Here is a 13,829-nt window from a genome sequence, read left to right as displayed (position 1 = left end):
TCCTTCTCCAATTACAGGGTTCAGCGGCGCCGCGTGCCGAGCACCGCGACGCCATAGGCGCCCAGCGCGACCTCGCTTACGGTCCCGCCCTTCAGCACGTCGCGCAGCGGCGTCGGCAGCGCGATGGTGCGCGGGGTCTTGCCGTGGTTGACCAGGATCGTGATCTCGCGATCCTTGCCGGTGCGGGTCATCCGCTCGACGCCTTCGGGCAGCCGATCGAGCATCGCGACGCCCGCCGCCTGCATCTGTCCCTCGACGAAGCGGCGCATCGCCACCTCGTCGAGCATCGTGCCGAGATAAGTGATCCGCCCCTCGCCCACCGCGCGGGTGATCGCGGCGGGCTCGCCGTCGAGCCAGCCATTGGCGGCGCCATAGCGCATCAGCACCTGCGTATCGGGCGCCTTGACCGACAACTGCTCGGCCCAGATCCGCGCAGTCGCGCCGCCCGCCGCGTCGGTCACCGGCACCTGTTCGTCCAGCGCATAGAATTGCTCGACGCGCCCGCCCAGCAGCTCGGCCAGCGGCCCCGGCTGGCGCTGCACGGTCAGCCGGTTATACGCGTCCTTCATCCCCGATCGCGGACCGAGGACCAGGTGCCCGCCGCCGCGCACCCAGGCGCTGAGCCGCGTCGCCATCGCCTCGGTGATGAGGTTCAGGCTCGGCGCAAAGGCGATGCGATACCCATCCAGCGGCCCCGCCGCCTCGACGATGTCGACCGCGCCCAGCCGGTCCTTGAGCGGGCGATAATAATCGAGCAGCAGCTTAATCTGGTCGTAATCGCGATGGTGCAGCTGGAAATCGATCGCCCAGCGGCTGTCATAATCCTGGAGGATCGCGACCTGCGACACCGGCTGGGTGCCCGCGACATCCGGCGATGCCTTGGCGAAATCGCGCCCCAGTTCGGCGGCCTCGGCGTAAAAGGGCAAGGGCGCGCCGTCGGGACCGAGCAGAGATCCGTGATATTGCTCCTGCCCGTTGAGCGCCGGTCGCCATTGCCACCACAGCACGGCGTCGGCGCCGTGCCCGACCATGTGCCACGCCATCGCGCGGGTCTCGCCGCGATCGAGGATGTTCGACACGCCCGCCCAGTTCACGAACCCCGGCTGCGCCTCCATCACCCAGAAATTGCGCCGCTTCCATCCGCGGGCCAGGTCATGGGTGGCACCGTTGCGATAGGGCTCGAGATGGCCGGTGCCGACATAATTGTCCCACGACGCCATATCGAGGTCGCGGTTGATGGCGTAGCGATCGAACCGGTTCGCCCAGCCCAGCCCGCCCAGATTGGTGGTGACGAACTGCCCGTTTCGCGCCCGCGCGCGGATCGCGTCGAGCTGGTTCTTCTGGAAATCGACCCAGGTCGCAGTGATGAAGCGCTTCAGCTCGAGCATCCAGCCGGGATTGCCCGGCCGGTCGTTGAACGGCACCTGCGTCCAGTCGCTATAGGTCTGCGACCAATATTGCGTCGTCCATGCGGCGTTGAGCGCGTCCAGCGTCCCGAACCGCGCCTTCAGCCACGCGCCCCATGCCGCGCGCGCTGCCGGATCATAGGATTCGTCGGTATATTCATTGTCGATCTGCCACCCGATCACATCGGGATCGCGCCCAAAGCGCTCCGCCATCGCCGCAACGATCTTGCGCGAGAATTCGCGGTAGCGCGGGCTGGCGATCGAGAATTGGCGCCGCCCGCCATGGCCCAGCTGCACCCCCGCACCGTCGATCCGCAGCGTGTCGGGATAGCGCGTGGTCAGCCAGGCGGGGGGCGTGTTGGTCGGCGTACACAACACCACCTTCAACCCGTGCTTGCGCGCCAGCGCCACGGCCCGCGCCAGCCAGTCGAGGTCGATGCGCCCCTCCTCGGGCTCCATCCGTGCCCAGGCGAATTCGCCGATCCGCACGACATTGGCGCCGTGGCGCTTCATCAGGATCAGGTCCTGTTCCCACGCCTCCTCGGGCCATTGCTCGGGATACCAGGCCGAACCCAGCCATAGCCGCTCGGACTGGACCGTGGGCGCAGAACGCGCCTGGTGCGGCGCCGCGGTCGCGGGAGTCACGGCGGCGGCCAGTGCGATCGCGATCGCGAAGAGACCGCGCCTCATGCGGTCCATCCGCCGTCGATCACATGGATCTGCCCCGTCGTATATCCGGCGCCCGCCAGATAGACGGCCAGGTCGGCAATCTCCTCGGGCGATCCGAACCGCCCGATCGGCTGGCGCGCGACGAATGCTGCCCGCGTTTCCTCCAGCGTCCCCGCCTTGGCGATGCGCTGGTTGAGCGAGGGGGTGTCGACGGTGCCGGGGCAGATCGCGTTGCAGCGGATATTGTGCGCAACATAATCCGCAGCAACGGACTTGGTCAGCCCGACCACCGCCGCCTTGGTCACCGAATAGGCGCAGCGATTGGGCACGCCCTTCACGCTCGACGCCACCGACGCCATGTTGACGATCGCGCCGTCGCGCTTACGGATCATGTACGGCAATGCCGCGCGAATCGTGCGGACCATCGCCTTGACGTTGAGGTCGAACGCGAAATCGAGGTCGTTGTCGGTCATCTCGGCAACCGCGCCGTCATGGACCACCCCGGCGCAGTTGAAGAGGATGTCGACGCCCTCGATCGCGTCGAACAGCCGGTCGACCGCGACATCGTCGAGCACGTTGAGCCGCTCGGTCCGGATACGGGGGAGCCCCGCGAGGTCCTCCAGCCGGGCCTCGTCGATGTCGGTTGCAACGACGTCGGCGCCCGCCGCTGCGAACGCCAGCGCGGAGGCGCGGCCGATACCCTGGGCCGCGGCGGTGACCAGCACCGTGCGACCGTTCAATTGCGTCATCTATTCGCTCCCAGCGACCGGCATTCCGGCCAGGTCCATCGATTGGTAACAGGCCTCGACCAGCGCCATCGTGCGCCAGGCATCGTCGACATGCGTTTCCAGCACGGCATCCTCGCCCGCGGCGAAGCGCTGGAGATTGGCCATCGGGCCGACAAAGGCGTCGGGAAACCATCCGCCCGCCAGCGGCAGCTGCGCCCAGTCGCCGCCGCGCCGCGCCAGCCACAATTCGTCGGGCTCGCCGGTCGGATAGTCGAGCAACACGCCCAGCTTGACCATCGCCGCGCCGTCGCTCCCCTCGACGCGAAAGCTGGCGTCCTGAAAGCGGCGCCCGAAATCATGATGGTGGTTGATCGACAGCGTGACGCGCAGCATGTCGCCATAATCGAGGATCGCGCTGGTCCGGGTCGGCGCAAGCGCGCTCGACGGATGGCCATAGGAGCGCGCGAACACCGCCGCCGGGCTTCCGGCGAGCGCCCGGATCGCGTCGAGATAATGGATCGAGTGGCTGAGGATCTCGACCCGCGCATCGGCGCGTAGATGCGGGAACAAATGCCATGGCGTGACGAGGTTCAGATGCACTTCGATCTCGGTCAGCGTCCCGAAATGCCCACGCGCCAGCGCGTCGCGCAGCGCGAGCATCATCGGCGCGAACCGCAACTGGAAATTCACCGCAACGGTCAGCCCGCGCGCATGCGCCAGGTCGCGCAGCGCCGTCGCCATCGCCAGGTCGCGCCCGAACGGCTTCTGGATCAGCGCCACTGCGCCGCGCGGCAATGCGCCCAGCAGCTCGGCATGCGCTGTCGGCGGCGCGGCGATGTCGAACACCGCGTCACACGCCACGGCCTCCTCGACCGATCCGAACACCCGCGCAATGCCCCATTCCGCCGCCAGCGCCTCGGCGCGGGCGACGTCGCGGTCGTACAGCCCGGCGACCTCGAACCCTGCGCTGCGATAGGCGGGAAGATGCGCGTCGCGAACGATCCCGCCGGTGCCCAATATCACGATCGGGCGCGGCGCCGCGGGCATCGCCCAGCGCTGGCGGAGCGGCGTCTCGCTCACCCTGCCAGCGCCTCGGCCCGCGCCTGCGCCTCGGCGAGCAGATCGCGTGTCGGGCGGTCGCTGCCGATCGCCGCGCCGATCATGTCGTCGACGATCGCGCTGATCGCGACAATGTCCGGGCGCACCGGGATATGCCGGGCATGCGCGTGCAGCCAGTCGAGCCGGTGCGCATAGGGCACGCGCGCGTTCACGTCCGGATCGGCCCAGGTCGAACGCCGCACGCCGATCGCGCCTTCGTCGGTGGTGATCCGGTCCATCGCCGCGGTCGCGCAGTGGCGCAGGAAATCCCACGCCATCGGCTTGTTCGCGCTCCCCGCGCCGATCGCCAGCACCCAGAACACGTTGAGCGAGACGCTCTCGCCGCCCGCTCCCTTGGGCAGCGGCGCGACATCGATCCGCCCGCGCACCGGGCTGTCCGCCGCCTCGCCCAGCGCCGCGAATCCGAACCAGTTCGCCATCATCGCCACGCGCCCCTCGCAGAAGCGCAGCCCCGCCGCGACGCTGTCCAGATCGGCGCAATCGACGGGCACCGCGCCGCGATCGCGCGCCAGCGTGCGGAGAAAATCCAGCGCCGCCTCCGCCTCGGCCCCGACAAAGCACGGACGCCCAGCCGCATCGAACGGCGCCCCGCCGCGCGACCAGATGTGGATGCAGAAATCGTAGAAACCGTTATGCCCGTCGGGAAACAGCGCAAGCACGGTGCCGCTGACGCCGTTCGCCGGATCGTCCAGCGCCCGCGCGGCGTCATGGAACGCCTCCCAGCTCTGCGGCACGTCGAGCCCCGCCTGTTCGAGCAGGTCCCGGCGGTAGATCAGGCATTCGGGCCCGTCATGGTACGGCATCCCCCAAAACCCGCCGGAGAAGCGCTGCAACCCCGTAAGCGACGGGCTCCACGCCTCCGGAAAATCAGCGATCGGCGCCTTTTCCAGCCACGGCGCCAGATCCTCGATCAGCCCGCCCGCCTGCGCCTCGGCCAGCCAGTCGGTGTTGAGGAACGCGATGTCGAAGCTGCCATCGCCAAGCCCTCGCTCGGTGAACAGCGTGGCATGCAGCGCGTTCAGCTCCATCGGCACGATGTCGATCGCGGCATCCACGCCCGCCACCGCGGCAAAGTCCGCGAACTGGCGCGCGATCGCCCGCTCGAACGGATCGAAGCGGCGGACCGCGATGCGAAGCCGCTTCTCCGTCATCCGACCGCGACTGCCCCGATGCCGGCATCGTGCGAGATCGTCGCCGCGCAGTGGAGCAGCGCCCCGCGCACGCGGTCCAGCCCGTCCTCGCCCCCCGCCTCGACCAGCCGCGCCACGGTCAGCGCCGCGGTGATCGACGTGCTCGGTCGGCCCACCAGCACGCCGATATCGGCGCTGCCCGCAAACCGCTCGCCCAGCGACTGGTCCAGCCCCGCCGCGCGGATCGCCTCCAGCCGCGCGTCGAACGCGCTCTTGTCGGCCGCCGCCATCGCCTTCCACTCGCGCTGGCGGCCCAGTATCTCGGCGCGCTGCTCGCGATCCAGCGCGGCGAGCAGCACGCGTCCCGACGTCGTGCGCATCGGCGAATGGCGCGATCCCACTTCGATCGACAGGCGGAACGGCTCGGGGCTCTCCTCCTGCGCCAGCACCACCAGCTCGCCGCGATGCAGGACGCTCAGGTGGCAGGATTCGCGGATATCGTCGGCCAGCGCGCGCATCAATGGCCGCGCCGCGCGCAGCAGCGCCTCGTGCGGGCTGTGCGTCCGCGACAATTCGAACAGCCGCAGCGTAAGCGAATAGCCCCCCGCCGCGGGATCGCGGTGGAGATAGCCGCGCCCTTCGAGGCAGGCGAGCATCCGGAACAGCTCGCCCGGCTGGCGGCGCAATGCGCGCGCGAGCTGCGCCTGCGTCATCGGCACGGCCTGCTCGGACAGATATTCTAGGATATCGAGCCCCTTTTCGAGCGCGGGAACCGAATATTTGAGCCGCTTTTCCTCGGCTGCGGGGGCAGTTTCGGGGTTCATCCAATGAGTCTCCGGGGCGCGCGGACGACGTGCCCGGCGCGCAATGGCGCAGACACTAGGAGCCATCGGAGCCAAGTCCAGCCGAGTGGGGGTGCGCCGGGCGCCGCGCTGCGCCGACACGCCGCGCAGGGGCCTGCCGATCGCATCCGCGTGACTCGGGCCGAGCGCCGCCGCCATTCTCTCCTCACTTCGTTCATATTGTTTATGGACACACGCTAAGTTTGCAAATGAACGCTGTCAAACCTATTTTCGCGCGGCGCTCGCCCCCGTCGACCTGAAAAAAATGGCCCGGACGCTGGGGTCCGGGCCGGAGAGGGTGCCTTGGGAGGGCGCGCGCCGCGCGGGGAGCCCCGCGCGAGGGAAAGCTCAGAATTTGAAGCGGAAGCCGGCCATGAACTGGCGATCGTCGATCGTCTGGTCGTTGAACCGGGTCTCGAAGGTGTAATAGCTCGCGCGCCGCGTGCGTAGCAGGTTGCTGCCCTCCAGCGTGAGCGTGAAGGCGGGCGAAACGTCGTAATTGATCGACGCGTCGAGCCAGCCATAGCCCTTGCGATAGATCGGGCCCGGCGGGATCGCCGTGGCGCCGGCGACGGTCGCCCCGGCGAAGATGCCCTCGAGGAACTTCGACCGCCAATTATACGCCACGCGCGCCGACAACCCGTATTTCTCGTACAGTGCCGACACATTGTAGCTGTGCTTGGACAGGCTGGTCAGCGGCGTCGGGTCGCCGTTCAGCAGCGTCGGCGTCTCCGAATCGACGAAGGTGTAGTTCGCCTGCGCGCCGAACCCGCTCAACGCACCGGGCAGGAAGTCGAAGAACGTCTGCCCGCCCACTTCGAAGCCGCGGACAAAGCCCTTGCCGCTATTTACCGGGCGGGTGATGTTGTACAGGATTCCGCCGATATCGACATTGGTCTCGACGCTGGTCGAGGTGAAGGCGTTCACCCATTTGTAGAATCCGGCGATCGACACCGATCCCGTGCGCGAGAAATAATATTCGAGCGAGGCGTCGACCTGGTCGGCGGTGAACGGCGTCAGGAACGGATTGCCGCCCGATCCGGCGCCCTGTGCCGGCACCAGGGTCAGCGACGGGGTCAGCGACGAGAAGCCCGGCCGCGTCAGCACACGCGACGCACCCAGCCGAAGCTGGAGTTCGTCGGTGAAACGCGCGCGCAGGTTGAAGCTGGGCAGCCAGTCGGTGCGCTTCGGCGTCTCGTTGATCGGCGAGAACCCGGTCTGGCGACGGCTGACCGCGCCGGTAACGGGATCGGTCACCGTTTCGAAGGTCGGGGTATTGCCGGTCAGCGTGCCCCGGAAATTGACCATGCGCAGCCCGACATTGCCGTCGATCGGCACGCCGCCGATCTCGAACCGGTATTTGGCCATCGCATAGGCCGCGAGCGTCTTTTCGGTGATGTCGAAAATGCCCAGCGGCGTGATCGCAGGCAGCGCAGTGATGCCGAGCGAGGTGCGGATCGTATCGAAATTGGTGCGCAGCGCATCCGGATTGGCGACCAGGAAATTCTGCGGGAACGACACGCCGTCGGCGCCCGACTGGAAGAAGTCGTTTACAGGATTCCGCACGATGAAGTCGGCGACATTGGCCGAGCTGTTGCGCACCGGCGACTGGAAGAAGCGCGTCGGATAGAAGATCGCCGAGCGATCGGCATAGCGCACGCCGCCCGCGATCTGCGACAAAAAGCCCTCGGGAAGGTCGTAGGTCAGGTCCAGCCGCCCGGCATATTGCTTGCCATAGGACTGGTTCACATTCTGGGTGAGCGACCCGGCGGTGAAATTCGCCAGGTTGGTCAGGTCGATCCCCTCCAGGCTGTACGACGGGACTTCGGTGGTCAGGTTCTGGTTATAGCGCGGCGCGACGCCGAGGAGGTCGAGCTCGCGATAATCGAGCTCCGAATAGGATTTGTCATAGCTCAGGTCGAACGACGCCTTGAGCCCGCCGTCATTGTGCCATTCGCCGCCGAACGCATAGGTCTGGTTCTCGTCGAGCAGGTCGCGCGAGACGCCGAGCAGCGTGAAGGGCTGGTTGAGATACGATCCGGTGGCTAGGTCGTTGGTGCCGGCAAAGGTCGTGAAGCTCCCCGCGACGGGCACGCGCTGCGTCGGCTGCGCGGCGTTGCGGTTCGACTGGATCAACAGGCCATTCTGGTCCTGCTCGGTGCGGAACCGCGAATATTGCCCTTCAAGGTACAGCATCAGATTGGCCGAAGGCTGCCATTGCAGCGCGCCGTTCAGCCCGACGCGGCGGCGCTGGCCCAGCACCTGCACCTGATAGCTGCCATTGGGCGAGTTGACCGTCTGCCCGGCGATCAGGTCGGTGCGCGGCGCCGGCGCGCCGGTGATGTTGTAATCCTGGCGATACGAACGCTGTTGATAGGCACCCGCGACCATCAGGCCGATTTCGCCGATCGGCGTGTCCCAGCGATCGCTCATCAGCATCGAGACCATCGGGTCCCATTTCTTGGCAAGGTCGGCATAGCGCGCGCGGGCGCTTCCGGTGACGATCGAATCGTCGAAATCGAACGGGCGCCGCGTGCGGATGTCGATCGTGCCGCCGATCCCGCCCTCGACCAGGTTCGCGGTCGGCGCCTTGTACACGTCGAGCCGCGACAGCAGCTCGGCGGGCAGGTTCTGGAGGTTGAAATTGCGGTCGACCCCGGTGAACGCATCGCGCCCGTTGATCGTGGTCTCGACTCCCGAAAGCCCGCGGATCTGGACGCGCCCGGCGCCTTCGCCGACGTCGCGCTGCACCTGGATGCCGGTGATGCGCTGGAGCGCTTCGGAAACATTGACGTCGGGGAGCTTGCCGATGTCCTCGGCGACGATCGAATCGACCACCGTGTCGGCGTTACGCTTGAGCGACTGGGCGGAGGAGAGGCTGGCGCGGATGCCGGTGACGACGATTTCCTGCTCGGCGGCCTGCGATCCGTCCGTGACTGGGTCGACTGCGGCGGCGTCCTGGGCCTGTGCCAGGCCCGGCGCCGCAAGCGCCAGCGCCAGAGTCCATGCGCTAGCGCGCAATAGCGTTTCCGCCTTCATGCCTCTCTCTCCCGTTAATATGTGTAGTATTACTTTATATGCGAACGACTCATATGCGTTTTGCCGCGCTTGGCAAGATGGAAAGTTCGGCCCCCGCTACGCCCCGTCTACAGCCCGAATTCGCGCCGGATCGCCGCGGTGTCCGCGCCCGGTGCAGGCGCTGCGGCGACGGTGCTGCTCCGCGCGCCGTCGATGCGCAGCGGGCTGCGCGTCGTGGTCAGCCCGACGCCGTCGCGCTCGACGCGCTGGAGCATGTCGAGCCGCTGGAACGCCTCGGCGGCCAGCAGCCCCTCCCAATCGAGCACCGGCGCGCACCACACGTCCTCGACGCGCAACATCTCCAGCCACTGCGCGGTCGGACGCTCGACGAGCCGCGCTGCGATCATCCGCTTGATCGCGTCGCGCTCGGTGAAGCCCTCGGCGAACTGGCCCAGCGCGGGCAGCTCCAGCAGCCGCGCCAGCGTCGCGAGCGGCGTCATCGCGATCGCGATATGGCCGTCCGCGGTCGCGTACACGCCATAGGGCGCGGCGAGATAGGCATGGGCATTGTTGAACGCCGCGCGCTGCGGCGGGCGCAGCGCGTCGTTCAAATGCGTGGTGAGCACTTCGAACTGGAAATCGACGATTGCCTCCAACAGGCTCGTCTCGACCGTCGCGCCCCCGCCGGTGATCCCCCGCCGCACCAGCGCCGCCAATATCCCCTGCGTCAGCACATGTCCCGCCAGCATGTCCGCGATCGACAGCCCGAACGGCACCGGCCCGTCGCCTGCCGACCCGTTGAGCCACATCACGCCGGACACCGCCTGCGCCAGCAGGTCCTGTCCGGGCAGATGCGCCCAGGGCCCATCGGCGCCATAGCCCGAAATGGTTGCGTGGATCAGCCGCGGGTGCGCCGCGCGCATCGCCGCCGCGCCGATCCCCAGTCGATCGGCGACACCGGGGCGGAAATTCTGGATCACGACATCGGCCTGCGCGGCCAGGCGGTGGACCGCAGCCAGGTCGGCGGGGTCCTTCAGATCGGCGGCAAAGCTCTGCTTGTTGCGGTTGATCGCGTGGAACAGCGTCGAATCGCCGCCGACGCGGGTGTCGCTCAGGTACAGCGTGCGCCCGATATCGCCCGATCCGGGGCGCTCGATCTTGATCACCCGCGCGCCAAGGTCGCCCAGCTTGAGCGCCGCGGACGGCCCCGCCAGGAACTGCGCCATGTCGAGGACCAACAGCCCCTCCAGCGGTCGCGGCCCGCTCATCGCCCCGCGCTCCGCCCGCCGACGGTGTAGATCGCCGCGGCGACGATCACCACCAGCCCCTCGATCAGCCCCTGATAATTGGCGCCGAGATTGAGGATGTTGAACCCGTTGGTCAGCGTGAACAGGATCAGCGCGCCGACCACGGTCTTCACCACGCTGCCCGCGCCGCCGAACAGCGAGGTGCCGCCCAGGATCGCCGCGGCGATCACGGTCAGCTCGCTGCCCTGGAGCGCAGTCGGGTTGATCGCGCCCAGCCGGCTGGCGAACAACACGCCGGCAAACCCCGCTGCCACGCCCGACACGACGAACGCGCCGATCTTGTACGCAGTCACGTCGATGCCCGACAGCCGCGCCGCCTCGGCATTGCCGCCGACGGCGTAGAGCCGCCTTCCGGTGACGGTGAAGCGCAGCACGAACGCAGCCGCCGCCGTGATCGCGGCAAGGTACAGCACCGGATTGGGCAGCAGCAGCCCCGGCCCGGCGGCCAGCGCCAGCGCCGCGATCGCCACGCCGCCGATCGCCACGCCCGGGCGCACCGGGCGCCCCCCGGCGCGGGCGCGCCGGATCTGCCACGCGCCGAGCGCCACCAGCGCCACAGCCAGCCCCAGCATCGGCCAGAACGCCGCCACCCGCCCGCTCTCGAAGGCTAGCAGCTGGGCAAGCACCTGCGGGTCCTCGACCATCAGCGACCGCCCGTCGGTGAGCGCGAGGACGAGCCCGCGCACCGCCGTCAGCGACCCGAGCGTTACAATAAATGCGTTTATTCCCAACAGGTTGACGATCGCGCCATTGATCAGCCCGATCGCCGCGCCGGTCACCAGCGCCGCAATCGCGGCCAGCGGAAACCCGATCGACGGCGCCAGCCCGATCAGCACCGCCGCCGCCAGCGCCGCCACCGACGCCACCGAAAGGTCGAACGCGCCGGTGATCAGCACGATCGTCATCGCCACGCCCATGATCCCGACCAGCGACGCCTGGTAGGCGATGTTCGTCATGTTCCCCGCGGACAGATAGGGCGGCAACCCGCGCGCGGCGGCGAACCCCGCCAGCCCCGCCATCAGCAGCGCGAGCGCGTAATAGACGCCGGCCTCGCGCAGGCTCAGCGAGTTCCGCCAAAGCGGGCGTGCGGTCATGCGGCGATTTCCCCGTTGTCGCTGGCAAGCGAACCGCCGGCCAGCAGGATGAGTGCGTCCTCGTCGAGGTCGCCGGCCGCGCGATCCGCGACGATGCGGCGATCGCGCAGCACCAGCACGCGATCGGCCAGCGCAAGAAGCTCGGCGAAGTCCGACGAGACGAGCAGGATCGGCAACCCGTCATCGGCGAGTCTGCGGATCAGCCGCATGATCTCGGTCCGTGCGCCGATGTCGATCCCCGCGCTGGGCTCGTCGAGCAGCAGCAGCCGCGTCTCGGGTCGGAGCCAGCGCCCGATCGTCACCTTCTGCGCATTGCCCCCGGACAATTCGGTAACCGGCGCATCAATGCTCGCCGTCTTGATCGAAAGCTGCCGGACCGCGTGCTCGGCGGCGTCGCGCTCGGCATCCTCGTCGAGCAGCCAGCCCGATGCCCCCGCATGCGGCAGGCTGAGATTGCGCCACAGGTCGAAGCCGGGAACCAGCCCCTGCGCCACGCGGTCCTCGGCGACCAGCGCCATCCCCGCCGCCACCGCTTCCCCGGCGCTTCGCCCGACCGGCGCGCCGTCCAGCACGACGGTGCCCCGCGCATGCGAATCCGATCCGAAGATCGCGTGGAGCAATTCGCTCCGCCCCGACCCAAGCAGCCCCGCGACCCCGACGATCTCGCCGCGGCGGAGCGTCAGGTCGATCGGCTCGGCCAGCCTCGGCGTCACGAGCCGCGTCACTTCCAGCGCCACCGGCCCCGTCGGGACGGCACGCGGGCTGCGCTCCAGCGCGTTCAGCCGTTCGCCCGCAATCGCCGCGGCGATGTCGGCCTCGCTCAGCGTTGCAGTCTCTGCGTGCAGCACCGCGCGCCCGTCACGCAGCACGGTGAGCGTGTCGGTAAGCGCCGCGATCTCGTCGAGAAAGTGCGAGATGAACAGCACGGCCCGCCCCTCCTCGCGCGCCAGCCGGCGGACGATGCGGTACACCGCCTCGCGCTCCTGCCCCGCCAGCGATGCCGTCGGCTCGTCCATGATGACGAGGTCGGCGCCGCTCGCCAGCGCCTGCGCGATCGCCACCATCTGGCGGTCGCCGATGCGCAGCTCGCCGACCATCGCCTCGGGATCGATCGCGCACTCGATCCGCGCCAGCACCGCGCGCACCGCGTCGTGATCGCCCGCACGCTCGCGCAGCATGCCGCCGCGATCGAGCAGGATATTCTCGCGCACCGACAGCGTCGGGACCAGCGGGATATGCTGCTGGATCGTCGCGATCCCGGCGCGGCGCGCCTCGATCGGCTTGCGCCATCGCGCGGGCTCGCCTCGCCACAGCATCACGCCGTCGCTGGGCGGCATGACCCCTGCCAATATCTTGATGAAGGTCGATTTGCCCGCGCCGTTCGCGCCGATCAGCCCATGGACACGCCCCGCCTCCAGCGTGATATCGACGCCCGCCAGCGCAACGGTGCCGTTGGGAAAGCGTTTCGCGACGCCCTGTGCCTCGAGCAGCGCCATCACCATTGGCCCTCGCACTGGCCGACGCTCGCGGCGGTGACCGCGGGCAACGGATAGGTCAGAAAGCGCCGCTCGCGCGGGTCGCCGCCCTCCGCCCGCGCCCGCAGCGCCTCGAACGCCAGCGCGCCCAGTGCCTCGGGCTTGAAACACACCGTGCCGTCCACAGCACCCGCCTTGATCGAGGCCACGGCGAGCTTCGACCCGCCCAGCCCGACCAGCCGCGCGTCCGACCCCGCAGCCCGCACGGCGCGCGCGCAACCGATCAGCATGTCGTCGGCCTCGTTGAAGAACAGGTCGATGTCGGGGCGCGCGCTCAGGATGTTCTGGCACGCCGCCTCGCCCTTGTCCGAGGTCCAGTTGCCCGGCTGCGACGCGACGATGCGATAATCTGCGCCGGCGGCGTCGAGCGCCCGGCGAAAGCCGCGCGCGCGCTGCTCGACTTCGGGGAAGCCCGCCGCGCCCTCGATGATCGCGATCCGCGCCTGCCGCCCCCGCGGCAACAGCGTCGCGGCAAGCCGCCCGGCGGCTTCGCCCGCGGTCACTTCGTCCTGCGTCGCGAGTGCGACCAGGCCCGGATAGACGTCGTCGATCGCCCGCGCGCGCGGATCGCCGACCTGCGCCGCGACGGCGGCGATCGGCACGCCCGCCGCGCCCGCGCGTTTCACCCAGCCCTGCGCCACGACGGCATCCAGCGGCATGACCGCAAGTCCCTTGACCCGCTGGACGATGAGGTCCTGAACGTCGTTCGCCTGCTTCTGCACATCGCCGCGCGCGTCGAGCACCACCGCCTGCGCACCCGCGCGATTGGCGGCGTCGACGAACCCCTTGGCGACCGCCGCGGCAAAGGGATAGCCCAGCCCGGCGCTCGCCAGCCCATAGCGCGGCGCATCGGCGCGCACCGCCACCACCGGCGCCGCAGCGTCGCGGCGCACCTGCACCGCCAGCGTCGCCACCGACGCCGCGCCGATGGCAAGGATCGCCCCGGCGCCCGCGATACGGAACAGGGGGCGGCGGCGCACC

Annotated in this window: 10 protein-coding genes; all 10 read right to left on the bottom strand. The window is 69.0% G+C overall.

The features are described from left to right. Positions 1-20: 20 nt before the first annotated feature. The 10 genes from TS85_RS22810 to TS85_RS22765 all read right to left on the bottom strand — a co-directional run bounded on the left by TS85_RS22810 (position 21) and on the right by TS85_RS22765 (position 13,828). Positions 21-2,096: a beta-galactosidase gene (locus tag TS85_RS22810; RefSeq protein ID WP_077228895.1), complete on the bottom strand. Its 2,076-nt coding sequence runs from the start codon at positions 2,094-2,096 to the stop codon at positions 21-23. Next, the gene (locus TS85_RS22805) at positions 2,093-2,824 is read right to left on the bottom strand and encodes an SDR family oxidoreductase (protein WP_044335330.1); all 732 of its coding nucleotides are present in this window, start codon (positions 2,822-2,824) and stop codon (positions 2,093-2,095) included. The genes TS85_RS22810 and TS85_RS22805 overlap by 4 nt, the downstream gene beginning before the upstream one ends. Continuing rightward, positions 2,825-3,883, bottom strand: a complete 1,059-nt coding sequence (locus TS85_RS22800) for a Gfo/Idh/MocA family protein (protein ID WP_227698586.1) — start codon at positions 3,881-3,883, stop codon at positions 2,825-2,827. Continuing rightward, on the bottom strand, positions 3,880-5,073 hold the full coding sequence (locus TS85_RS22795; RefSeq protein WP_044335328.1) for an extracellular solute-binding protein: 1,194 nt from the start codon (positions 5,071-5,073) through the stop codon (positions 3,880-3,882). Before TS85_RS22795 ends, TS85_RS22800 begins: the two co-directional genes overlap by 4 nt. Next, positions 5,070-5,876: an IclR family transcriptional regulator gene (locus TS85_RS22790; RefSeq protein ID WP_044335327.1), complete on the bottom strand. Its 807-nt coding sequence runs from the start codon at positions 5,874-5,876 to the stop codon at positions 5,070-5,072. The genes TS85_RS22795 and TS85_RS22790 overlap by 4 nt, the downstream gene beginning before the upstream one ends. A gap of 366 nt (positions 5,877-6,242) precedes the next feature. After that, the gene (locus TS85_RS22785) at positions 6,243-8,933 is read right to left on the bottom strand and encodes a TonB-dependent receptor (RefSeq protein ID WP_155006534.1); all 2,691 of its coding nucleotides are present in this window, start codon (positions 8,931-8,933) and stop codon (positions 6,243-6,245) included. A 107-nt stretch (positions 8,934-9,040) separates the two neighbouring features. Further along, the gene (locus TS85_RS22780; protein WP_044335326.1) at positions 9,041-10,180 is read right to left on the bottom strand and encodes a CaiB/BaiF CoA transferase family protein; all 1,140 of its coding nucleotides are present in this window, start codon (positions 10,178-10,180) and stop codon (positions 9,041-9,043) included. Then, positions 10,177-11,313 (bottom strand): ABC transporter permease, encoded by a 1,137-nt coding sequence (locus TS85_RS22775; RefSeq protein WP_044335324.1) that lies wholly within the window; start codon positions 11,311-11,313, stop codon positions 10,177-10,179. The genes TS85_RS22780 and TS85_RS22775 overlap by 4 nt, the downstream gene beginning before the upstream one ends. Further along, positions 11,310-12,827 (bottom strand): sugar ABC transporter ATP-binding protein, encoded by a 1,518-nt coding sequence (locus TS85_RS22770; RefSeq protein ID WP_227698585.1) that lies wholly within the window; start codon positions 12,825-12,827, stop codon positions 11,310-11,312. The genes TS85_RS22775 and TS85_RS22770 overlap by 4 nt, the downstream gene beginning before the upstream one ends. Then, on the bottom strand, positions 12,809-13,828 hold the full coding sequence (locus TS85_RS22765) for a sugar ABC transporter substrate-binding protein (RefSeq protein WP_052508070.1): 1,020 nt from the start codon (positions 13,826-13,828) through the stop codon (positions 12,809-12,811). The genes TS85_RS22770 and TS85_RS22765 overlap by 19 nt, the downstream gene beginning before the upstream one ends. Position 13,829: the final 1 nt, after the last annotated feature.

It is taken from the genome of Sphingomonas hengshuiensis (assembly GCF_000935025.1).
Lineage (GTDB): Bacteria > Pseudomonadota > Alphaproteobacteria > Sphingomonadales > Sphingomonadaceae > Sphingomonas > Sphingomonas hengshuiensis.
The sequence above is the reverse complement of the archived record's forward strand: the minus strand, read 5'-3'. Positions and strand labels throughout refer to the sequence as shown.